At 44.3% G+C, this 15,426-nt stretch carries 18 protein-coding genes; 6 read left to right on the forward strand and 12 right to left on the reverse strand.

The genetic code is table 11. The annotated features are described in order from the left end of the window. Nucleotides 1-20: 20 nt before the first annotated feature. Nucleotides 21-1,073, reverse strand: coding sequence for a cytochrome c oxidase subunit II (gene coxB / locus M3180_RS15010; RefSeq protein ID WP_251668923.1), 1,053 nt, complete (start codon nucleotides 1,071-1,073; stop codon nucleotides 21-23). Nucleotides 1,074-1,435: 362 nt separating this feature from the next. Here coxB and M3180_RS15015 point away from each other — a divergent pair, with 362 nt between their 5' ends. Then, a complete protein-coding gene (locus M3180_RS15015; RefSeq protein ID WP_251668925.1) occupies nucleotides 1,436-2,155 on the forward strand; it encodes a hypothetical protein in 720 nt (239 codons plus the stop codon). A gap of 38 nt (nucleotides 2,156-2,193) precedes the next feature. Here M3180_RS15015 and M3180_RS15020 read toward each other — a convergent pair whose 3' ends face one another. After that, nucleotides 2,194-3,009: a DUF421 domain-containing protein gene (locus M3180_RS15020; RefSeq protein ID WP_251668927.1), complete on the reverse strand. Its 816-nt coding sequence runs from the start codon at nucleotides 3,007-3,009 to the stop codon at nucleotides 2,194-2,196. Between the two features lie 204 nt (nucleotides 3,010-3,213). Here M3180_RS15020 and M3180_RS15025 point away from each other — a divergent pair, with 204 nt between their 5' ends. Both M3180_RS15025 and M3180_RS15030 read left to right on the forward strand, forming a co-directional pair. Next, a complete protein-coding gene (locus M3180_RS15025) occupies nucleotides 3,214-3,939 on the forward strand; it encodes a glycerophosphodiester phosphodiesterase (protein WP_251668929.1) in 726 nt (241 codons plus the stop codon). 4 nt (nucleotides 3,940-3,943) lie between these two features. Beyond that, entirely contained in the window at nucleotides 3,944-5,212 is a 1,269-nt protein-coding gene (locus M3180_RS15030; RefSeq protein ID WP_251668930.1) for an MFS transporter, read from the forward strand. A gap of 412 nt (nucleotides 5,213-5,624) precedes the next feature. Here M3180_RS15030 and M3180_RS15035 read toward each other — a convergent pair whose 3' ends face one another. Continuing rightward, entirely contained in the window at nucleotides 5,625-6,470 is an 846-nt protein-coding gene (locus M3180_RS15035) for a YitT family protein (RefSeq protein ID WP_251668931.1), read from the reverse strand. Nucleotides 6,471-6,761: 291 nt separating this feature from the next. Between M3180_RS15035 and M3180_RS15040 the strand changes: the two genes are divergently transcribed. The 3 genes from M3180_RS15040 to M3180_RS15050 are packed head-to-tail and all read left to right on the forward strand — an operon-like array spanning nucleotide 6,762 to nucleotide 9,413. Then, nucleotides 6,762-7,394: a GntR family transcriptional regulator gene (locus M3180_RS15040; protein WP_251668933.1), complete on the forward strand. Its 633-nt coding sequence runs from the start codon at nucleotides 6,762-6,764 to the stop codon at nucleotides 7,392-7,394. Between the two features lie 46 nt (nucleotides 7,395-7,440). Then, nucleotides 7,441-8,517 carry a mannonate dehydratase gene (gene uxuA, locus M3180_RS15045; RefSeq protein WP_251668935.1) on the forward strand — a complete coding sequence of 359 codons (1,077 nt, stop codon included), beginning with the start codon at nucleotides 7,441-7,443 and terminating at the stop codon, nucleotides 8,515-8,517. A 38-nt stretch (nucleotides 8,518-8,555) separates the two neighbouring features. Continuing rightward, entirely contained in the window at nucleotides 8,556-9,413 is an 858-nt protein-coding gene (locus M3180_RS15050; protein ID WP_251668937.1) for an SDR family oxidoreductase, read from the forward strand. Between the two features lie 209 nt (nucleotides 9,414-9,622). Here the strand turns inward: M3180_RS15050 and M3180_RS15055 are convergent, their stop codons facing one another. From M3180_RS15055 to M3180_RS15095, 9 genes are all read right to left on the reverse strand, one after another. Beyond that, nucleotides 9,623-9,910: a HesB/YadR/YfhF family protein gene (locus M3180_RS15055; RefSeq protein WP_251668939.1), complete on the reverse strand. Its 288-nt coding sequence runs from the start codon at nucleotides 9,908-9,910 to the stop codon at nucleotides 9,623-9,625. 60 nt (nucleotides 9,911-9,970) lie between these two features. After that, nucleotides 9,971-10,951 carry a phosphotransferase family protein gene (locus tag M3180_RS15060; protein WP_251668941.1) on the reverse strand — a complete coding sequence of 327 codons (981 nt, stop codon included), beginning with the start codon at nucleotides 10,949-10,951 and terminating at the stop codon, nucleotides 9,971-9,973. A gap of 51 nt (nucleotides 10,952-11,002) precedes the next feature. Next, nucleotides 11,003-12,661 carry a PH domain-containing protein gene (locus M3180_RS15065; protein ID WP_251668943.1) on the reverse strand — a complete coding sequence of 553 codons (1,659 nt, stop codon included), beginning with the start codon at nucleotides 12,659-12,661 and terminating at the stop codon, nucleotides 11,003-11,005. Then, entirely contained in the window at nucleotides 12,654-13,133 is a 480-nt protein-coding gene (locus M3180_RS15070) for a PH domain-containing protein (RefSeq protein WP_251668946.1), read from the reverse strand. Before M3180_RS15070 ends, M3180_RS15065 begins: the two co-directional genes overlap by 8 nt. Before the next feature lie 23 nt (nucleotides 13,134-13,156). Then, nucleotides 13,157-13,642 (reverse strand): hypothetical protein, encoded by a 486-nt coding sequence (locus M3180_RS15075; RefSeq protein WP_251668947.1) that lies wholly within the window; start codon nucleotides 13,640-13,642, stop codon nucleotides 13,157-13,159. A gap of 13 nt (nucleotides 13,643-13,655) precedes the next feature. Beyond that, nucleotides 13,656-14,081 (reverse strand): hypothetical protein, encoded by a 426-nt coding sequence (locus M3180_RS15080; protein WP_251668949.1) that lies wholly within the window; start codon nucleotides 14,079-14,081, stop codon nucleotides 13,656-13,658. Further along, nucleotides 14,078-14,224: a hypothetical protein gene (locus tag M3180_RS15085; protein ID WP_251668951.1), complete on the reverse strand. Its 147-nt coding sequence runs from the start codon at nucleotides 14,222-14,224 to the stop codon at nucleotides 14,078-14,080. Before M3180_RS15085 ends, M3180_RS15080 begins: the two co-directional genes overlap by 4 nt. Nucleotides 14,225-14,355: 131 nt before the next feature. Further along, a complete protein-coding gene (locus M3180_RS15090) occupies nucleotides 14,356-14,505 on the reverse strand; it encodes a hypothetical protein (RefSeq protein WP_251668953.1) in 150 nt (49 codons plus the stop codon). A 27-nt stretch (nucleotides 14,506-14,532) separates the two neighbouring features. Beyond that, a complete protein-coding gene (locus M3180_RS15095; RefSeq protein WP_251668955.1) occupies nucleotides 14,533-15,417 on the reverse strand; it encodes a hypothetical protein in 885 nt (294 codons plus the stop codon). Nucleotides 15,418-15,426 lie beyond the last annotated feature (9 nt).

Below are 15,426 nucleotides of genomic sequence, written 5' to 3' on the forward strand. Positions count from 1 at the left end.
CTTTACACTGTTGATAGTGATTATTCAAAGTCAAGCGTTAGATTGGATAAGTACTCAGCAATGCCAGCAACCTCTTCATCTGTCAGTTGATACGCACCTGTCATATGGTTGCCTGGTTTTACAGCTTCAGGATCTTTAATCCATTTGTACAGATTGTTGTATACTGTATCCTCATGCTTATACTCAATCTCGCCTTCTTCAACGTTAATAAGTATGCCCGCTACGCTTTCACGAGATCCAATACCCGTTAAGTTAGGGAATGCACCACCGCCATAATCACCTACTGCATGGCAAGTTAGGCATTGGCTTTCAAAAGCGCTCGCGATTTCTGAATCGCTCGGTAGCTGAACCGTATCAAGCATCGCTATTTGCCAACGCTCGAAGGAGGATGGCTCGACCGCTTTAACCTTGAAATCCATCAAACCATGTGAAGGTCCACAAAGCTCAGCACATTTACCTTGATAAACACCTGCTTTTGGTGCAGAGAAATACATTTTGTTAACGTTGCCATCCGGGTTCGTATCCGTCTTACCAGCTAATGACGGAATCCAGAAAGAGTGAATGACGTCTGCTGTTTTTGCTTGGATAGAAATCGTTTTACCAGTAGGAATGACTAGCTCTTGCGCAGTTTTAATACCTAACTCAGGATATTCAAACTCCCACCAATATTGATGCGCAGTTACAATTACCTGCAAAGCTTCCGGGTCTTCCGTGTAATCCTTCGCTAAAGAGAATACTGATTTTAGTGTCGGAACTGCTAAAACAACTAGCAAAATAATCGGAATGACAGTCCAGATAACCTCTAGCTTATGACTTCCTTCCACTTGCTTAGGGATGCTATTGTCCCCTTTGCGTCTGCGGAATTTGATCAATACGTAAATTGAAATCGCAAACACACTAACAACAACGATCGACATGATAAGAATGGAAATAAGCATCAAGTCTCGTTGTTCTTGCGCTACAGGACCTTGTGGATTAAGCGCTGACAAATCTTCTCTTCCGCAAGCTGACAGCACAAGCACCAGAAGGGCCATTAAAGGCGCAAAGCGTTTCACAAATTGCCACCGTTTCATTAATAATCAACCCCACTTTTGACGTTTTCACAGCAGCCATCTCTGTGGCCAACAGCCTGCTGCGTGTAACAAAGATGATGATTTTACAAATCCTGCATCAAATCACTTTATTAAATATAAAGTTGTGACAACCTTTTGTCAATGTTCCACAGGAAGTTCACAAATTGTTCTCAAAGCTGTCAAAATCAAATGAATCTTGACGGTATTGCTTTACTTCTTCTCATAGTTTTTACTAACGTTGCTTCTTCATTCCAGAAATACTACTTTTCTTACCTTAGGATGCGCCTGTATCGTTTTACCATGCATATTTTGTCCACATTTTTCAGACGATGAATAGTAACAATTCCTTGAGGAGTGAAGTTATGATAAAGCCTAATGCAAAGTATGGTGCTTTCGTGCTGGCTATGCTGCTCTTAAGTTCAAGTATGCTGGCGTTAACAGGATGCAGCAAGGGAGCTCAAACCGAAATGGAGAGGTATACGAAGCCACTGCGTTCTACGGATTACGGTAGTTTACAGGCTAGAAATAATAAGCAGCAAGAGCTGAGGGCGCTGGAGCAAACGAATCGGGAACCTAGACAGTATGCTAAAGGTACGGTTTCGTACAGCCCGAGTCTAGCTGATGCTGTCAGCTCTATTGGTGGAGTAGCGGATGCGAGAGTGTTTATCTCGGATTATACCGCTTTTATTGGTGTAGTTCTCGACAATACTGCTCAAGGACTTATTCGTTCAAAGCCGAGTGGTGAGCGAGACTCATCCGTATTTAATGAACCGATTCAAGCGCCAATGTCCATACACAACAATCCTTTTCAAAGCTACTTGACGGTAAACGATAACTCGCAGCTCTCTCCAGTTTTTGTACAAACCGTTATCGATACGGTTAGAAATCAACAGCACGCCATTCGTGAGGTGCATCTCTCCGCAAACAAGGAGTTCATGTATTATCTCGATGAATTCGCACAGGTCGTATGGGGTGGAGAGTCCTTAGATCCGTATATGGATCAATTCAATATTCTTATTAACCACCAATTCTTTGATGGAAAAGTGATGCCCACATCCTTAAAATACTATCGCAATCGTTAATGATTGCGATAGTATTTCTACTATATAAATGTATACGACTATCCTGATGGTTTATTCGTTTGCTGCTCGATGATTGCGATCGCCTGCAATAAGCTTTTTTTGATCTGCTCCATCTCTGTCTTATTCAAAGCATTATTTTGCTGCTTTTCTAGGTTTACCTCGAGTGTGCGTTGATCCATCGTATGGATAGACAAGCTTTTGTCCTTCGTATACTGTGCGATAAATACTTGATTCGGAGCGACACTAACCTTTGCAAGCTGCTTTTCAACCCAGTTCTGGTCTAATCCGTTATTTTTCATGGCATCAAACTCATAGGAGCCATCAATGATAATAGTTATCGGTTCTTCTTCCTTTTCAATCGGATAGCCAATCATCGATGGAGTTAACGGATTGTGCTCAGCCTTCAGAAATATGCTGATCTCCCCGTTCGGCTCCATTGAAACCATTTCGACGTCTGCAATTCGAAATACATCCTTATCTCGCAGTTTCTCAAGTAATTCTTCTACCGTCATATTCTCTTTTCTCAATGCTTCCTTTATGACGTTTCCATTTGAGATTAGAATGCGTCGATCACCATCAACGACTTTACGCATCTTTTTACTTTTTAGCGTGAATTTCTCCAGAATAATAACGATAAGGACCCATATGCAGAGCGAAACGGATGCAAGCAGCCACATTTCATTCTTCTCAAGTGCAATATAAGCTGCGATATTCCCGACACTAATCCCCGATATGTAACCGAACAACGACATCTCAGATAATTGCCTTTTTCCTAGCAGCTTTGTCAAAAAAAACATAAGCGCAATAGCAATTATGGTCCTTCCACTAATCAATAATATGTCCATAAACATCATTTATCCCTCCAGTACTAGCTTAGCCATTTATCAAAAACTAATACGCCGTTTTTACTAGATAAGAAGAATAGGCGGTTTACGAGCTATGTAATCTATAAAATTGTAAACCCTTTCATTTTACGAAAATATAACTAGGAACATGGAAATTTGTATGATACGATCGAAGGTATAGGAACCATATTTTTCAAACAAGGAGATAGAATTATGACGGTGAACTACGCACATCGCGGGGCTAGCGGATATTGCCCAGAAAATACTATGGCCGCTTTTACATATGCTGTGGAGCTAGGAGCTACTGGCATTGAAACAGATGTACAAATGACTGCAGACGGTGAACTCGTACTTATTCATGATGAAAGCCTTCTACGTACGACAGGTGTGAATAAACTAGTAAAGGATGTAACGCTAAGTGAGCTTAAAGCGTTAGATGCGGGCTCTTGGTACAGTGATCGGTTCACTGGAGAGAAAGTCCCTACGCTGGATGAGCTTCTGGAGCTAGCTAAGCTGCACGGGCTAATCCTTAATATTGAGATCAAAAGTGGCATCGTTCAGTATCCTGGTATTGAGCGCAAAATATTGAATTCGATTGAAAAGCATGGTCTTAAACAGCAATGCATCATATCTAGCTTCAACCATTATGCACTTGCTGCGTGCCAAGCTATTGATCCTAAGGTAGCAACTGGAATTCTGTATATGGAAGGCTTATATCAACCTTGGAATTATGCAAAAACGTTAGGTGCTACAGCTTTGCATGCTCCTAAATATGCTGTGAATAGTGAATGGGTATCAGAGGCAAAGCGTAACGGAGTGATCTACAATGTGTGGACGGTAAATGAAGTACATGAGATGGAGGCTTGTCTTAAAGCAGGTGTGGAGGGCATCATAACAGATTATCCAGATCGGCTTCATCAATTATTAGCAAAGGAGTAACGGGATGAAAAAAACTTGGCTGCTTGGGTTTGGTTTTTTTAGCATTAGCTTAGTGTGGGCACTGTACAATGCGTTCGTTCCTCTCTTTCTAAAAAAGTTCGTTGATAGTGCAGCAATTATTGGTTTTTTAATGACGCTGGACAATTATTTCGGTCTTTTTCTCCAGCCGTACATCGGTCGAAAAAGCGATAAAACGGACACTAAACTAGGTAAGCGCATGCCTTATTTACTTGTTGGCATGCCGCTTGCCGCTATATTCGGTGCACTTATCCCACTACATACCAGCTATGCGCTACTCATTACCTTTATGGTGCTGATGAACTTATCCATGAGCCTATATCGCTCGCCAACTGTAGCGCTCATGCCCGACCTCACCCCTGCACATAAGCGAACACAAGCCAATGGCATCATCAATCTAATGGGAGGGCTAGGCTCTATCCTTGCCTTTACAGTAGGCTCTAAGCTGTACGACCAGCACATTGCACTTCCCTTCTTCTCTTCATCTGTGTTGACGCTGCTCAGCTTGTGCATTCTACTAATTTTCATTCGAGAAAGACGTGACGCGCTCGAATATGTGCCTACGAGCAGCCAAATAGATACTATAGCAGATCAAGCAGCAGATCGGCCACGTGTCTGGGGACGTGCACATACCCTACTGGCACAGGCTAAGCGTGAGCTGAAGCCATATGCGTTGGAATGGACATTACCAACAGTTTTACTGCTCGCTGCTATATATTTTTGGTTTTTCTCCTATCAGGGCATCGAGGCATTATTCACGATATATGCAACCGATGAGCTGAAGCTTAGCGATTCTCAAGCCTCCATGTCTCTAGCTTACTTTAGTGTCGCCTTTGTCGTAACGGCGATACCAGCAGGCTATCTCGGCGCTAAATTTGGTAAGAAGCAGGTTATTACCTTAGGGATTATCGGTTTGATCATCTTGTTCGCGATGATCTCCTTCGTGCAAGATATGACGACGCTTCGCAGCTTATTGTTAGTTGGCGGAGTGTTCTGGGCATTCATTAACATTAATTCCTACCCTTATGTTATTTCGTTAGGCAAGGAAAGCAGCATTGGTACGAGAACTGGCATCTACTATATTGCATCTTCACTCGCCGCATTATCGTCGCCACCGCTCATGGGCTTGTTTATGGACATTCTAGGGTACTCTTCTCTGTTCTATGTCGCTTCGTTCGGCATGGTGCTTGCCCTTCTGTGCATCATCTCGATTCGAGAGCAGCGTCCGTCTAAGCCTGTAACGTTGGCACAATGATTGCTGTTGGTACGCTCCGTAGATGGTGAGGTTACAATTGCTGTTGCCCTCTGATTTCTTGAGGAATATTAATTGTAGAAATCAGAGGACAAAGGCAACCGCTTCACTTTTTCACTCTCAACATTTACTCCGCTGGAGCGGTTTGTAGGCGTCGCTGCGTCGGGTAACCTCAACTGCTACTCCGCTGGAGCCGTTTGGGGGCGTCGCTGCGTTGGATAGCATCACCATCACTCCGCTGGGGCGGTTTGGGGGCGTCGCTGCGTTGGGCTACCTCTCCACTTACTCCGCTGGTGCGGCTGCGTGTTTGGTCGCCGCGTTGCTTGCGGCTTTGAAAAAATCTCAAGCTCTTGGGTGAGGTTCACCCAGAACTTGAGATTTTTGTTTTTGCTAGGTTGCTACAGTGAAGCTATATTTAATGTGCACTTTGTCGGCTGAAGCTTCCGCCTACAACATCGGCCACCGATTCGACTGCAATAAAGGCTTGCGCGTCCTTTAGCTGCACAATTGATTTCAGCTTGGATAGCTCAATCCGAGATACGACACAATAGATGACCTTAACCTCTTGGCCTGAGAAGCCGCCAGTTGCGTGCATCAACGTCGTTGTTCTCCCTAGTCTTTCTACAATTTCTTGTGAGATCTCTTCGTATTTTTGTGAGATGATCGTTACAGACTTCGATTCGTTTAGGCCTTCCACAACGATATCAATCACTTTACTTGCCAAGTAATACGTAACGATCGAGTACATAGCGGAGCTCCATTCAAAAACAAAGCCAGCAATGATAAATATAATCACGTTAAATACCATAATGATGTTGCCTACAGATGCTTTCAACTTTTTAGAGATTAATATAGAGACGGTTTCTACACCATCGAGGCAGCCACCGTAACGGATAACTAAGCCAACTCCCATACCTAGCAGCATGCCGCCAAATAGTACAGCAAGCAGCTTATCATCAGGGAACGGTCCAGAATGGTGCAGCATAGCTGTTGTTAGCGACATCACCGCAATTGCATATAGCGTTGAAAAGGCAAAGCCTTTACCTAAATGCTTATAGCCGATAATAAGAAAAGGGACATTCAGTACAAATAGCAGCACGCTCAGAGGCACAGGCGTCAGATGGGATAGCATAATCGAGATCCCGGCAATTCCGCCGTCAATAATTTCATAGGGTACTAGAAATTTCTCTAGAGCAATCCCCATTAGAATAGCTCCAATTGTAATAAAGAAATAGCGTTTAATTATCTCTCCAACAGACATAGTGGTACTCCCCTTCGGTGAAAAGTTGGTCTTATCCATGCATATGCCACTTCTGTTTTGGAATTGTTATCAAACTTCACTAAGAAAAGTATAGACAAAAATACATAGCTAAAAACCTTTTAATGTAAACGAGCACTATTAATTTTACTCCTCATATCTATAAATTGCAAAAAAAAGTATAAATATATTCTCAAACTCTAACTTGTATGGTAGTATGTAAATATTAAATTATTTAGTGAGGTGGAGCTTATTCTATTATCAAATGTAAGCGCTCGCTCAATTCGAGATCAGGTGTATGATTCATTAAAGCAGCAAATTATTTCGTTGGAGATTTTACCTGGCACTGCACTATCTGAAAATGAAATGGCCGTGCAGTTCAAGGTTAGTCGAACCCCGATCAGAGAAAGCTTTGTGCGCTTGGCACAGGAAGGGCTAGTCCAAGTGCTGCCACAGCGCGGTACGCTCGTATCGCTTATCGACAGCTCGCTAGTTGAAGAAGCAAGATTTATGAGAAGTCAGCTTGAATGTGCCATCGTTGAGCTGGCGTGTCAATCGTTTCCCGAAGCTTCACTTAAACAGCTTGAGCAAAATGTTCTACTGCAGAAGGAATGCCTTTCTCGTGAGGACGTTGATCAGATTTTTACCCTCGACCAGCAATATCACGCATTGCTATTCACAGGCACAAGCAAAATTCATACGTGGAATACAATGAGCCTATTGACTGCTCATCTTGACCGCAGTCGAAAATTACGACTCCTTGATAACCACGATTGGAAGCTAATTGTCGAGCAGCACGAGCAGCTTATTGCAGCCATTAAAGCACAGGATAACGAAAAAGCTGTTGCGATTATGAAGCAGCATCTCAATCGCGGAATTGACGATTTAGCGATGCTAAATGAAAAGTATCCTCATTATTTTGCATAGATCTATTAATTTTACAAACCCATATCATATTAGGAGGAACAATCAAATGCGTATGACATTTCGCTGGTTTGGAGAAGGCAATGACCCGATTCCACTCTCGCATATTAAACAAATTCCAGGGACTGAAGGCATTGTATGGGCGCTACACGATATAGCTGCTGGTGAAGAATGGCCGCTTGAGCGTATTCAAGAGGTTAAGCGCCAAGCAGATGAAGCCGGCTTCCATATCGATGTAGTAGAAAGCGTTAATGTTCATGAGGATATTAAGCTAGGTCTGCCATCACGCGACCGTTACATTGAGAACTACAAAAAGACCATTGCTTCTTTGGCAACTGTTGGAGTAAAGGTAATATGCTATAACTTTATGCCTGTCTTTGACTGGCTACGAACGAATTTGTACGGGCCATTAGAGGATGGCTCTACCGCTATGTTTTATGAGAAGGCTAAGGTTGCAAGCCTAACACCGCATGAGGTTGTTGCTTTCTTCCAAAGCAATTCAGAATTTCAGCTGCCTGGGTGGGAGCCGGAGCGTCTTGCTCAGCTTTCCGTGACGCTTGAGGCATATCAGTCTGTTGACGAAGAAAAGCTATGGGATAATCTAGCATATTTCCTAGAACAGATCGTACCTGTTGCAGCGGAGCACGGAATTCGTATGGCTATTCATCCAGATGATCCTCCGTACCCATTGTTTGGATTGCCGCGAATTATTAACAGTCAGGAGAGCCTACGTCGTCTTATTAAGCTGGTTGATCATCCATCCAACGGCATTACACTGTGCAGCGGTTCACTTGGGGCTAGACCAGACAATGACATCATCGCAATGATCCATGAATTTGCTGATCGCATCCCTTTTGCACACATTCGTAATGTTCGCTTAGAAGAGAACGGAGATTTTATTGAAACATCCCATCGAACAGAGGATGGAACGGTAAATATCGCAGGTATTATGAAAGCGTATTATGATGTTGGCTTTACCGGATATGCACGCCCAGATCATGGACGTCATGTATGGGATGAGGTATGTCGTCCAGGCTATGGGTTGTATGACCGTGGTATGGGCATTATGCATCTGCTAGGACTGTGGGATGCTTACCGCTATGCCGATAAAGGAAAGCTATCTTAGGTTTACTATACTATACACGATTTAGAGGAGGCAATACGATGTCAAATACACAAGCAATTCATCCAGCACTAGCTGGCAAAGTCGCGGTCATTACAGGTGGTTCAGGTGTCCTATGCAGCGCTATGGCAGCTGAGCTAGCACGTCAAGGCGTAAAGGTAGCGATATTAGGAAGAACAGCAGCAAAGGTGGACGCTGTTGTTGAAAGCATTCAAGCAAGTGGCGGAACGGCGATTGGCATCTCATGTGACGTGACAGATACTGCCAGTGTTGAAGCTGCAGCAGAAGCAGTCAAGGAACAGCTTGGGCTGTGTAGCATCCTCATCAATGGTGCAGGCGGCAATCAGGCAAGTGCCAACACTACCAACGAAACATTTAGCATGGAGGATTGGAAAAACCCTGAGGTGCAGTCCTTCTTCGATCTTCAGCCTGAAGGTATTCGCCAAGTAATGGATCTGAATTTTGTAGGTACGTTAATTCCTTCTCAAGTATTCGCGAAGCAAATGCTTGAAGCAGAAAGTCCTGTTATTATAAACTTGTCCTCGATGAGTGCACCTTCTCCTATGACGAAGGTACCTGGCTACAGTGCTGCGAAGGCGGCAATTGATAACTTCACACAATGGCTAGCGGTTCATATGGCGAACGCTGGTATTCGCGTCAATGCCATCGCACCAGGGTTCTTCCTGACGGAGCAGAACCACCGTCTATTAGTTAACGAGGACGGATCACTCACGGAACGCTCCAATAAAATTATTACACATACACCGATGCGTCGATTCGGTAAGCCTGAGGATCTACTTGGTACACTGCTGTGGCTGTGTGACGATCAAGCTTCCGGCTTTGTCACAGGAATTACAGTTCCCGTGGATGGCGGCTTCATGTCCTACGCTGGCGTGTAAGTATAATAATATTACAAAAATAGCTAAGTATAGTTCATATCGTCGTATACGGTATATTGATTTGATATATTACAGTATTTATTAATTGGCAATACGATAATCAACAAAATGAAAAAAAGCCTGTTTCCTAGTTACAGTCGCCAAGGGGTATGCACCCCAGGTAACATGTCCAGTAGGAAACAGGCTTTCTTCTTACGGCTAACATCCACTTATTTAACTTCCATAATGATTTCTTCCTTCTCGGAATCGAAGGATATATGAAGGTCTTTTTGTTCCAAGTACCACATATTATCTTGTTCAATAAAAAAGTGTATGCCCTCTACTTGGTCCTCTACACCGATGTCGCGAGGCTCATCCTGCATGACACCAAGTGAAAGGCCAGGATGTACACTGCCGCAACCGCCAAGCCGTACATAAATACGAACATGATCGCCTTGCTTAAGCTCCATCTCTGATTTGTACCAGCTTGCTGCTGGCTTATCAACTATTAACGCCATCGTTCTGCACACCCCTTTGTATACGTTCATGTTGCTTGTGTTCAACGTTGATTAGAAACCTCAATTCTTGCTGTAACGATTGGTGTGCATTAATTGTACCAAATCCTCGACATACTGTTCAATCCTTTGCTCAATTCCTTCTGCCGTCAGCCCTTGAAAGCCCAGCATTAGCCAGCCTTCGTACACTACGACAGGTCCAAAGTACGTCATATCGAGCAAGCTGCATATGTCCCAATAAGGATCATAGCTAAACTCTGGATGATCTTCAATATAAGCTTCAAGAAAAGCGTTGGCTGCCTGCAAGCCATAGAGCTGGACAAGATTGCTCCGGCAATGTCCAACATCGACTCCAGCTGGCCCCATACAGCCATTTACCCAATCAACGATGCCGAGCACCTGCTGCTGGCTTTCATCCCAGAGAACATTGGTTGGGTGGTAATCTCTATGAATCAAGCAAGGGACGTAGCTTGGTTCCCGTTGTGATACATGGTCGATTATCGCTGCCCAACGGTCCGGATGCTTTGACCACTCGAATGCGGGATGGCGTTCTAAATGACTTGCAGCATATCGATAATAGTTCCACGGAACAACAGCACGATGGGCAGAAGCCCGATGCACTGGACTAATGGCGCGTGCAAGCTCCTGCAGCCAATGCTGTGATTGTTCAGGAGGCAAGCTAACCTTCCCATTGACATAGGTCATTAACAGCGCAGGTACACCTGCATATTCCCCAGTTGCATCATATGCTATACAACGAGGAATACAGCGTGGAAAGTTCTTGAGCAATGCAGCATCTTTTAATGAGGCAAGCTGCTTAAGAACAATAGCTTCCTTCCCAAGAATGCCGTTATCCTCATTCAAGCTATCGGTTGGTAGCACGGCACGAAGCACGAAGCTTTTCGCACTGTCCCAGGCCTGATTACGTATATCTATACGAAAAATAGAGGAGGATATCCCCCCTATAAGCTTTTCAACATGGATCAGCTCAACATTTTCCTTCCACGTTGATTGAATCCATTGCTCAAGCTCACGACTGATCATACTGCTCCATCCTCTCCATGCATCGCTTAATCTACCAAATCGGCTAAGGAACTACTGCTTCTTCCCGCTCCTTGAATACCATTGCCAGATCGGAAGGAGATGTTCATCAGCAATACTTTTCACACGATAAGGAAATACACTGCCTAATACCTGAACGTTAATGGTACGGAGCTGCCGCTTACGCTGCATCGGTGATGTTTTCATTCCCAGCGTTACAATATGCTTACGGCGAACGAAATACGTAACACGGTTGATGCTTCGCTTACGCAGCACCAGCTCACCATCTTCAAGCCACACACCAGCAGAACGCATGCATAGCCATGTCCAAGCAAGTACTACAGGTATAAGCAGCAGAAACCACAGAGCATTCCACTTCCACAGCCAAGCGGCAGCACCGCATATAGCTAGGACAAGCAATGTCGGAAGCATGGCATACATCCGATATGATGTAGTAGGCGGCGCATGAAGCTGTGTTCGCAAATTAAGCGGTCGATCAGGCATCAGCTCATTCATAATCGAAGGGATATCTTTCTTTCGAACAAACGGGTGGATGACAAGCTGCTCCATCGCATTAGACGTAATGACCTGAACCCGAAGCTCTGCAAAACCAAGCCATTGACGAAGCGGATTTTCATCCATGATGACAGCCTGAACCTTATTCATATCGAAGATGAAGCTCTTTTTCTCAAGTAATCCATAGGATACGGACAGCTGCTCTTGACTTCTACTAATCTGATAGTCTCCAAATTTGATCAGATAAAGTATGATCGAAAGCAGCCATACGAATCCAAGGACGACAGCTGTAATAGCCGCAATAACGAATATCGTTACGGCTGAAAACTGCTGAGAGACGTCCCCAACGACATTATCGTACAAGCTAGGGAATACATCTAACATTTGATCATAGAGATCCGGAAATACGAGCTCTAGCACATCATCCGCGAAGGAATAGATCCCGAGTAGAAAAATAATGGCGACATTCATATTCATCGAGGTTAAGGAAGCTTTAAGCAGCTGACCTGCGCTTATTTTGAAGCGATAGTCAGGCTCCTCGATGATCGGTTCACCCACATGTGATGACCGCTCAGTAAGCGCACCCTCTTCTATGTCAACCTCTGTCCGCTGCACCGGTTCAGTAGATTGCCCGGAAGCTAGATGCTGCTCACTAGGATCAGACGTCGTAGCCACGCCTTCTACTTGCGGCATTGCTGCAAGTGAGGACGCTTCGTTAACAGCTTCATTTTTCTTAGCAAGACTAGTCGTACGCAAATGCTTAAGCTGCTGCTGAAGCGTTAACGCATAGCTATGCTTAAGCACTCTCAGCTCAGCTTCAGGAACACCTGGTGTGCCACCTGGCGTTTCGATCTGCAGCTTAGCTAGACCAAATATCCGAAGCAAAAGCGGCTGTTGCACATTTACAGAGTGAATACGATTATAATAGATCGTTTTCTCCTCACGCTTTAATACTCCTCTGTGTATGATTAGACGATCCTGCTCCAATGAGAACAGGAACTTTTTCCAAGGCAAATAAGATAGAACGAAGTTAAGCACAGCCAGGGCAATGACTGCTGCGATTCCCCAGATGCTTTTCAAAAATTCTAGCTTTTCGATATTAATGATTACAATGACGATAAGTGCAATGAACGCACGGATGTTTTTAATAAAATTAATCAAAATATCGAGCTTCGATAAATGTCTTGGATTAGTCATGCTGCTCATCCACCTTAGCAAGCTCACCAATGCGCTGCTTCAATGCTTCAGCATCCTCTTTATGCAAGCCTTTAATTTCATGCTTCGTCGCAGCAGTAACGACACTCAAGCTTGCCAGCTCGTATTTCCTCATAATCGGTCCGCTGCCAACCTCTACATGCTGCACTCGAACCATCGGAACAAGCTTATTGGAATGAAATAAAATACCTGAGTAAATCTCTAGTTCTTCCTCAAATACATCGAACTTAAAGCTGCGATATTCATAGATCGGCACGATCCAAGTGAAAACGATAAATGATAGCAGCACTATTCCGTAAGCGATCCAAACGGGAATAAGCGTCCAATCCTTCCAAAGCGCGAAACCGAGCCAACCTGATACAAGCAGCAGTGTGACCACATGACTGATTATGCTGGACACCTTTGAAGCTTTAATGTAGTCAGGATGAAGTTTCTGACTAAGTTCTCGTTGCATTAAACCAATCCTCCTGCAGAAAATTATAGCGGCACAAGCTGTGCGCTGCCAATTATATTCCATTCTACAGGATTATTGATTGAAAATATACGGGGATATGAAATCTTAATAACAACGATTACAGCAGGACGTTCAAAGGTTGTCTGGAAGTCGTAGCTATCAAGCTTATAGTGATAGGGGTACGAAAGAGAAGCATCAAGCACGTCAAAGTGAACGATCTGAACAGGCTTACGAATAAAGGATTGCGCAGTTGGATTGCCTGCCTCATCAAGCAAAAGATTAAGATAAATCATTCGCTCAGCCTCTGCTCTTGCTTGAATGGGGTCAAGCTGAAATATCCCTTCTGCAAGAGCAAGTGAATCCAGCTGGAGCGCCGCTGCATGCGCCCCTCGATTAACCGCCTGCTTGCCCTTATAGTAGCTTTTCATCGCGAGCTCCTGATCAATTGCGCCAGCATATAACGACAACCATACAATGAGCATGAGTGGAATAATTAACAGCTTGTACATTCAGCATCTCTCCCTATGGTTGAACATACTCGCTCATTTGTACACCATAAGCGGTTATTCGCTGTTTATCAGGAGCTTGAACACCAATAAGCTCATCAATGGCGAATAACCCTTCCACAGGGTAGCTGATTGTCAGAGCTATCCCTTCACCACGTGGCACCCGCTCACTCGATGTAAGCACGGATTGGCCTAGCGTGCTCTTTGCTTCATAAACAAGCTGTGATGGCTCTAATCCGAAGCTCTTAAGCCGCTCACGAGACTGATCAATTAGCATCTGACTAATGTAGCCGTACTGCCCACTTGTGCCAACCTCTAGCAAATAGTCAACCTCCTGCTGGAGCAGCGCTTGTCGTAAAATATAGACATGCTTATACACAGGTGCAAACATCATCCAGCACAGCGTTGTTGCTAGCAATATGAAGATTAAAAGCTGCTTCATGCGTCAATATCCTTTACATACTCAATGACCTTCTGATGGGCACGCTGCTGTTCCTTCTTCATTCCTTGCTCACCGCTAATTGTCGTTATATATACGAGAAGCAGACAAATAACTAGTAGGCCCGTTATAAGCAGTTGCTGCATATATTCACCACCTTGCTCTCATTCTGAATCCCTCATCTGTTAAATATAACTATTCAGATGTGGATAGTGGATATTGTGGATAAATTTGTGAATAAAGATAACGTTTACAATATTCATTCAACAATGCAACATTACGGATTAATGGTGCCAATGCGGAGGTTGGCCGCATCACCTTGTGTTTGGATTTGCGCTTTTGTTCCGTTTCCCTCCTTGGCAACAATATTGTTGAAAAGTAGAACAACGACGACAAGCAGCATAACGGTCATTAGAATATTTTTCATCTCATCACCTCCTCTCAAATGAGCTAGCTAGTTCATTAGCGACATCAGCTTATTCACTTCCTGCACCCATGGATATAAAAACACTTGGAACGTGTATAGAATCGGAATCCCGGCGATGACAAAAAGAACGTAGGAGCCTGTCTCCTTCCGGCTTTCCTTAGCGAGCTCCAGCCTTTCCTTATAGTCACGAAGATGGGCTCGCAGCAGCTCATAAAAGCTGGCATTATGCTGCTGCCGAAGTGCATCGATGCACTCTACGAAGCTAATTCCCTCCGCTGTACCGATCCTTAGCTTAAGGCTATTCAGCGCTAATGCAGGATCGTGATACCATTCAGCAAGCAACGTCTCCATGTCTCTGCGCAGCAGCCTGCAATACGGTAAGCAGCGCCTGAGCTTATTGTGGATATGCAGTGACGAGTCTTCAAAATACAGCAGCTGATGACTAATTGCATAGATCTCTCGGGTAATTGCTACTGCTCTTAGCTCGCGGTATAGCTTTAGCCAATACTGATCCCATAGAAGCATACACAATGCTGCGATGATACAGGCAGCCACACTAACGACCGCCATAGAAGCATGCAATATACGATAATAAATGCCTGCTGTCAGCGCTAGCAGCAACAAGGTGCACCCGCCAAGCAATAAACGGCGACATGTATAATACGTTAAAACAGACAGCTCGAAGCCGCAGCCAGCCAGCAGTATCGCACGCTCGCTATTCTGCAGCTGCTCTCGATCGATTCGCAGAAGTCGCAGCAGCTTGGCAGATGGTTCGTGCTTTTGCCATCCCCATATTCGTTTGTACACCACGCTTGTTTTTGCTGCTGGAAGGAGTGAAAGCAGCATAAGCAGCGCTATGAAGCTCAAGCAAAACTGACCAAGTAAAACCGCGTAATCGATATATTGGTGCACGCCTGCTCC

The organism is Paenibacillus camelliae (assembly GCF_023715345.1).
Classification (GTDB): domain Bacteria; phylum Bacillota; class Bacilli; order Paenibacillales; family Paenibacillaceae; genus Pristimantibacillus; species Pristimantibacillus camelliae.

Excerpts from the sequence above, each read along its gene's own strand:
- coxB (WP_251668923.1), bottom strand. The coding sequence starts at position 1,073 with ATGAAACGGTGGCAATTTGTGAAACGCTTTGCGCCTTTAATGGCCCTT.
- M3180_RS15015 (WP_251668925.1), top strand. The coding sequence starts at position 1,436 with ATGATAAAGCCTAATGCAAAGTATGGTGCTTTCGTGCTGGCTATGCTG.
- M3180_RS15020 (WP_251668927.1), bottom strand. The coding sequence starts at position 3,009 with ATGATGTTTATGGACATATTATTGATTAGTGGAAGGACCATAATTGCT.
- M3180_RS15025 (WP_251668929.1), top strand. The coding sequence starts at position 3,214 with ATGACGGTGAACTACGCACATCGCGGGGCTAGCGGATATTGCCCAGAA.
- M3180_RS15030 (WP_251668930.1), top strand. The coding sequence starts at position 3,944 with ATGAAAAAAACTTGGCTGCTTGGGTTTGGTTTTTTTAGCATTAGCTTA.
- M3180_RS15035 (WP_251668931.1), bottom strand. The coding sequence starts at position 6,470 with ATGTCTGTTGGAGAGATAATTAAACGCTATTTCTTTATTACAATTGGA.
- uxuA (WP_251668935.1), top strand. The coding sequence starts at position 7,441 with ATGCGTATGACATTTCGCTGGTTTGGAGAAGGCAATGACCCGATTCCA.
- M3180_RS15050 (WP_251668937.1), top strand. The coding sequence starts at position 8,556 with ATGTCAAATACACAAGCAATTCATCCAGCACTAGCTGGCAAAGTCGCG.
- M3180_RS15055 (WP_251668939.1), bottom strand. The coding sequence starts at position 9,910 with ATGGCGTTAATAGTTGATAAGCCAGCAGCAAGCTGGTACAAATCAGAG.
- M3180_RS15060 (WP_251668941.1), bottom strand. The coding sequence starts at position 10,951 with ATGATCAGTCGTGAGCTTGAGCAATGGATTCAATCAACGTGGAAGGAA.
- M3180_RS15065 (WP_251668943.1), bottom strand. The coding sequence starts at position 12,661 with ATGACTAATCCAAGACATTTATCGAAGCTCGATATTTTGATTAATTTT.
- M3180_RS15070 (WP_251668946.1), bottom strand. The coding sequence starts at position 13,133 with ATGCAACGAGAACTTAGTCAGAAACTTCATCCTGACTACATTAAAGCT.
- M3180_RS15075 (WP_251668947.1), bottom strand. The coding sequence starts at position 13,642 with ATGTACAAGCTGTTAATTATTCCACTCATGCTCATTGTATGGTTGTCG.
- M3180_RS15080 (WP_251668949.1), bottom strand. The coding sequence starts at position 14,081 with ATGAAGCAGCTTTTAATCTTCATATTGCTAGCAACAACGCTGTGCTGG.
- M3180_RS15085 (WP_251668951.1), bottom strand. The coding sequence starts at position 14,224 with ATGCAGCAACTGCTTATAACGGGCCTACTAGTTATTTGTCTGCTTCTC.
- M3180_RS15090 (WP_251668953.1), bottom strand. The coding sequence starts at position 14,505 with ATGAAAAATATTCTAATGACCGTTATGCTGCTTGTCGTCGTTGTTCTA.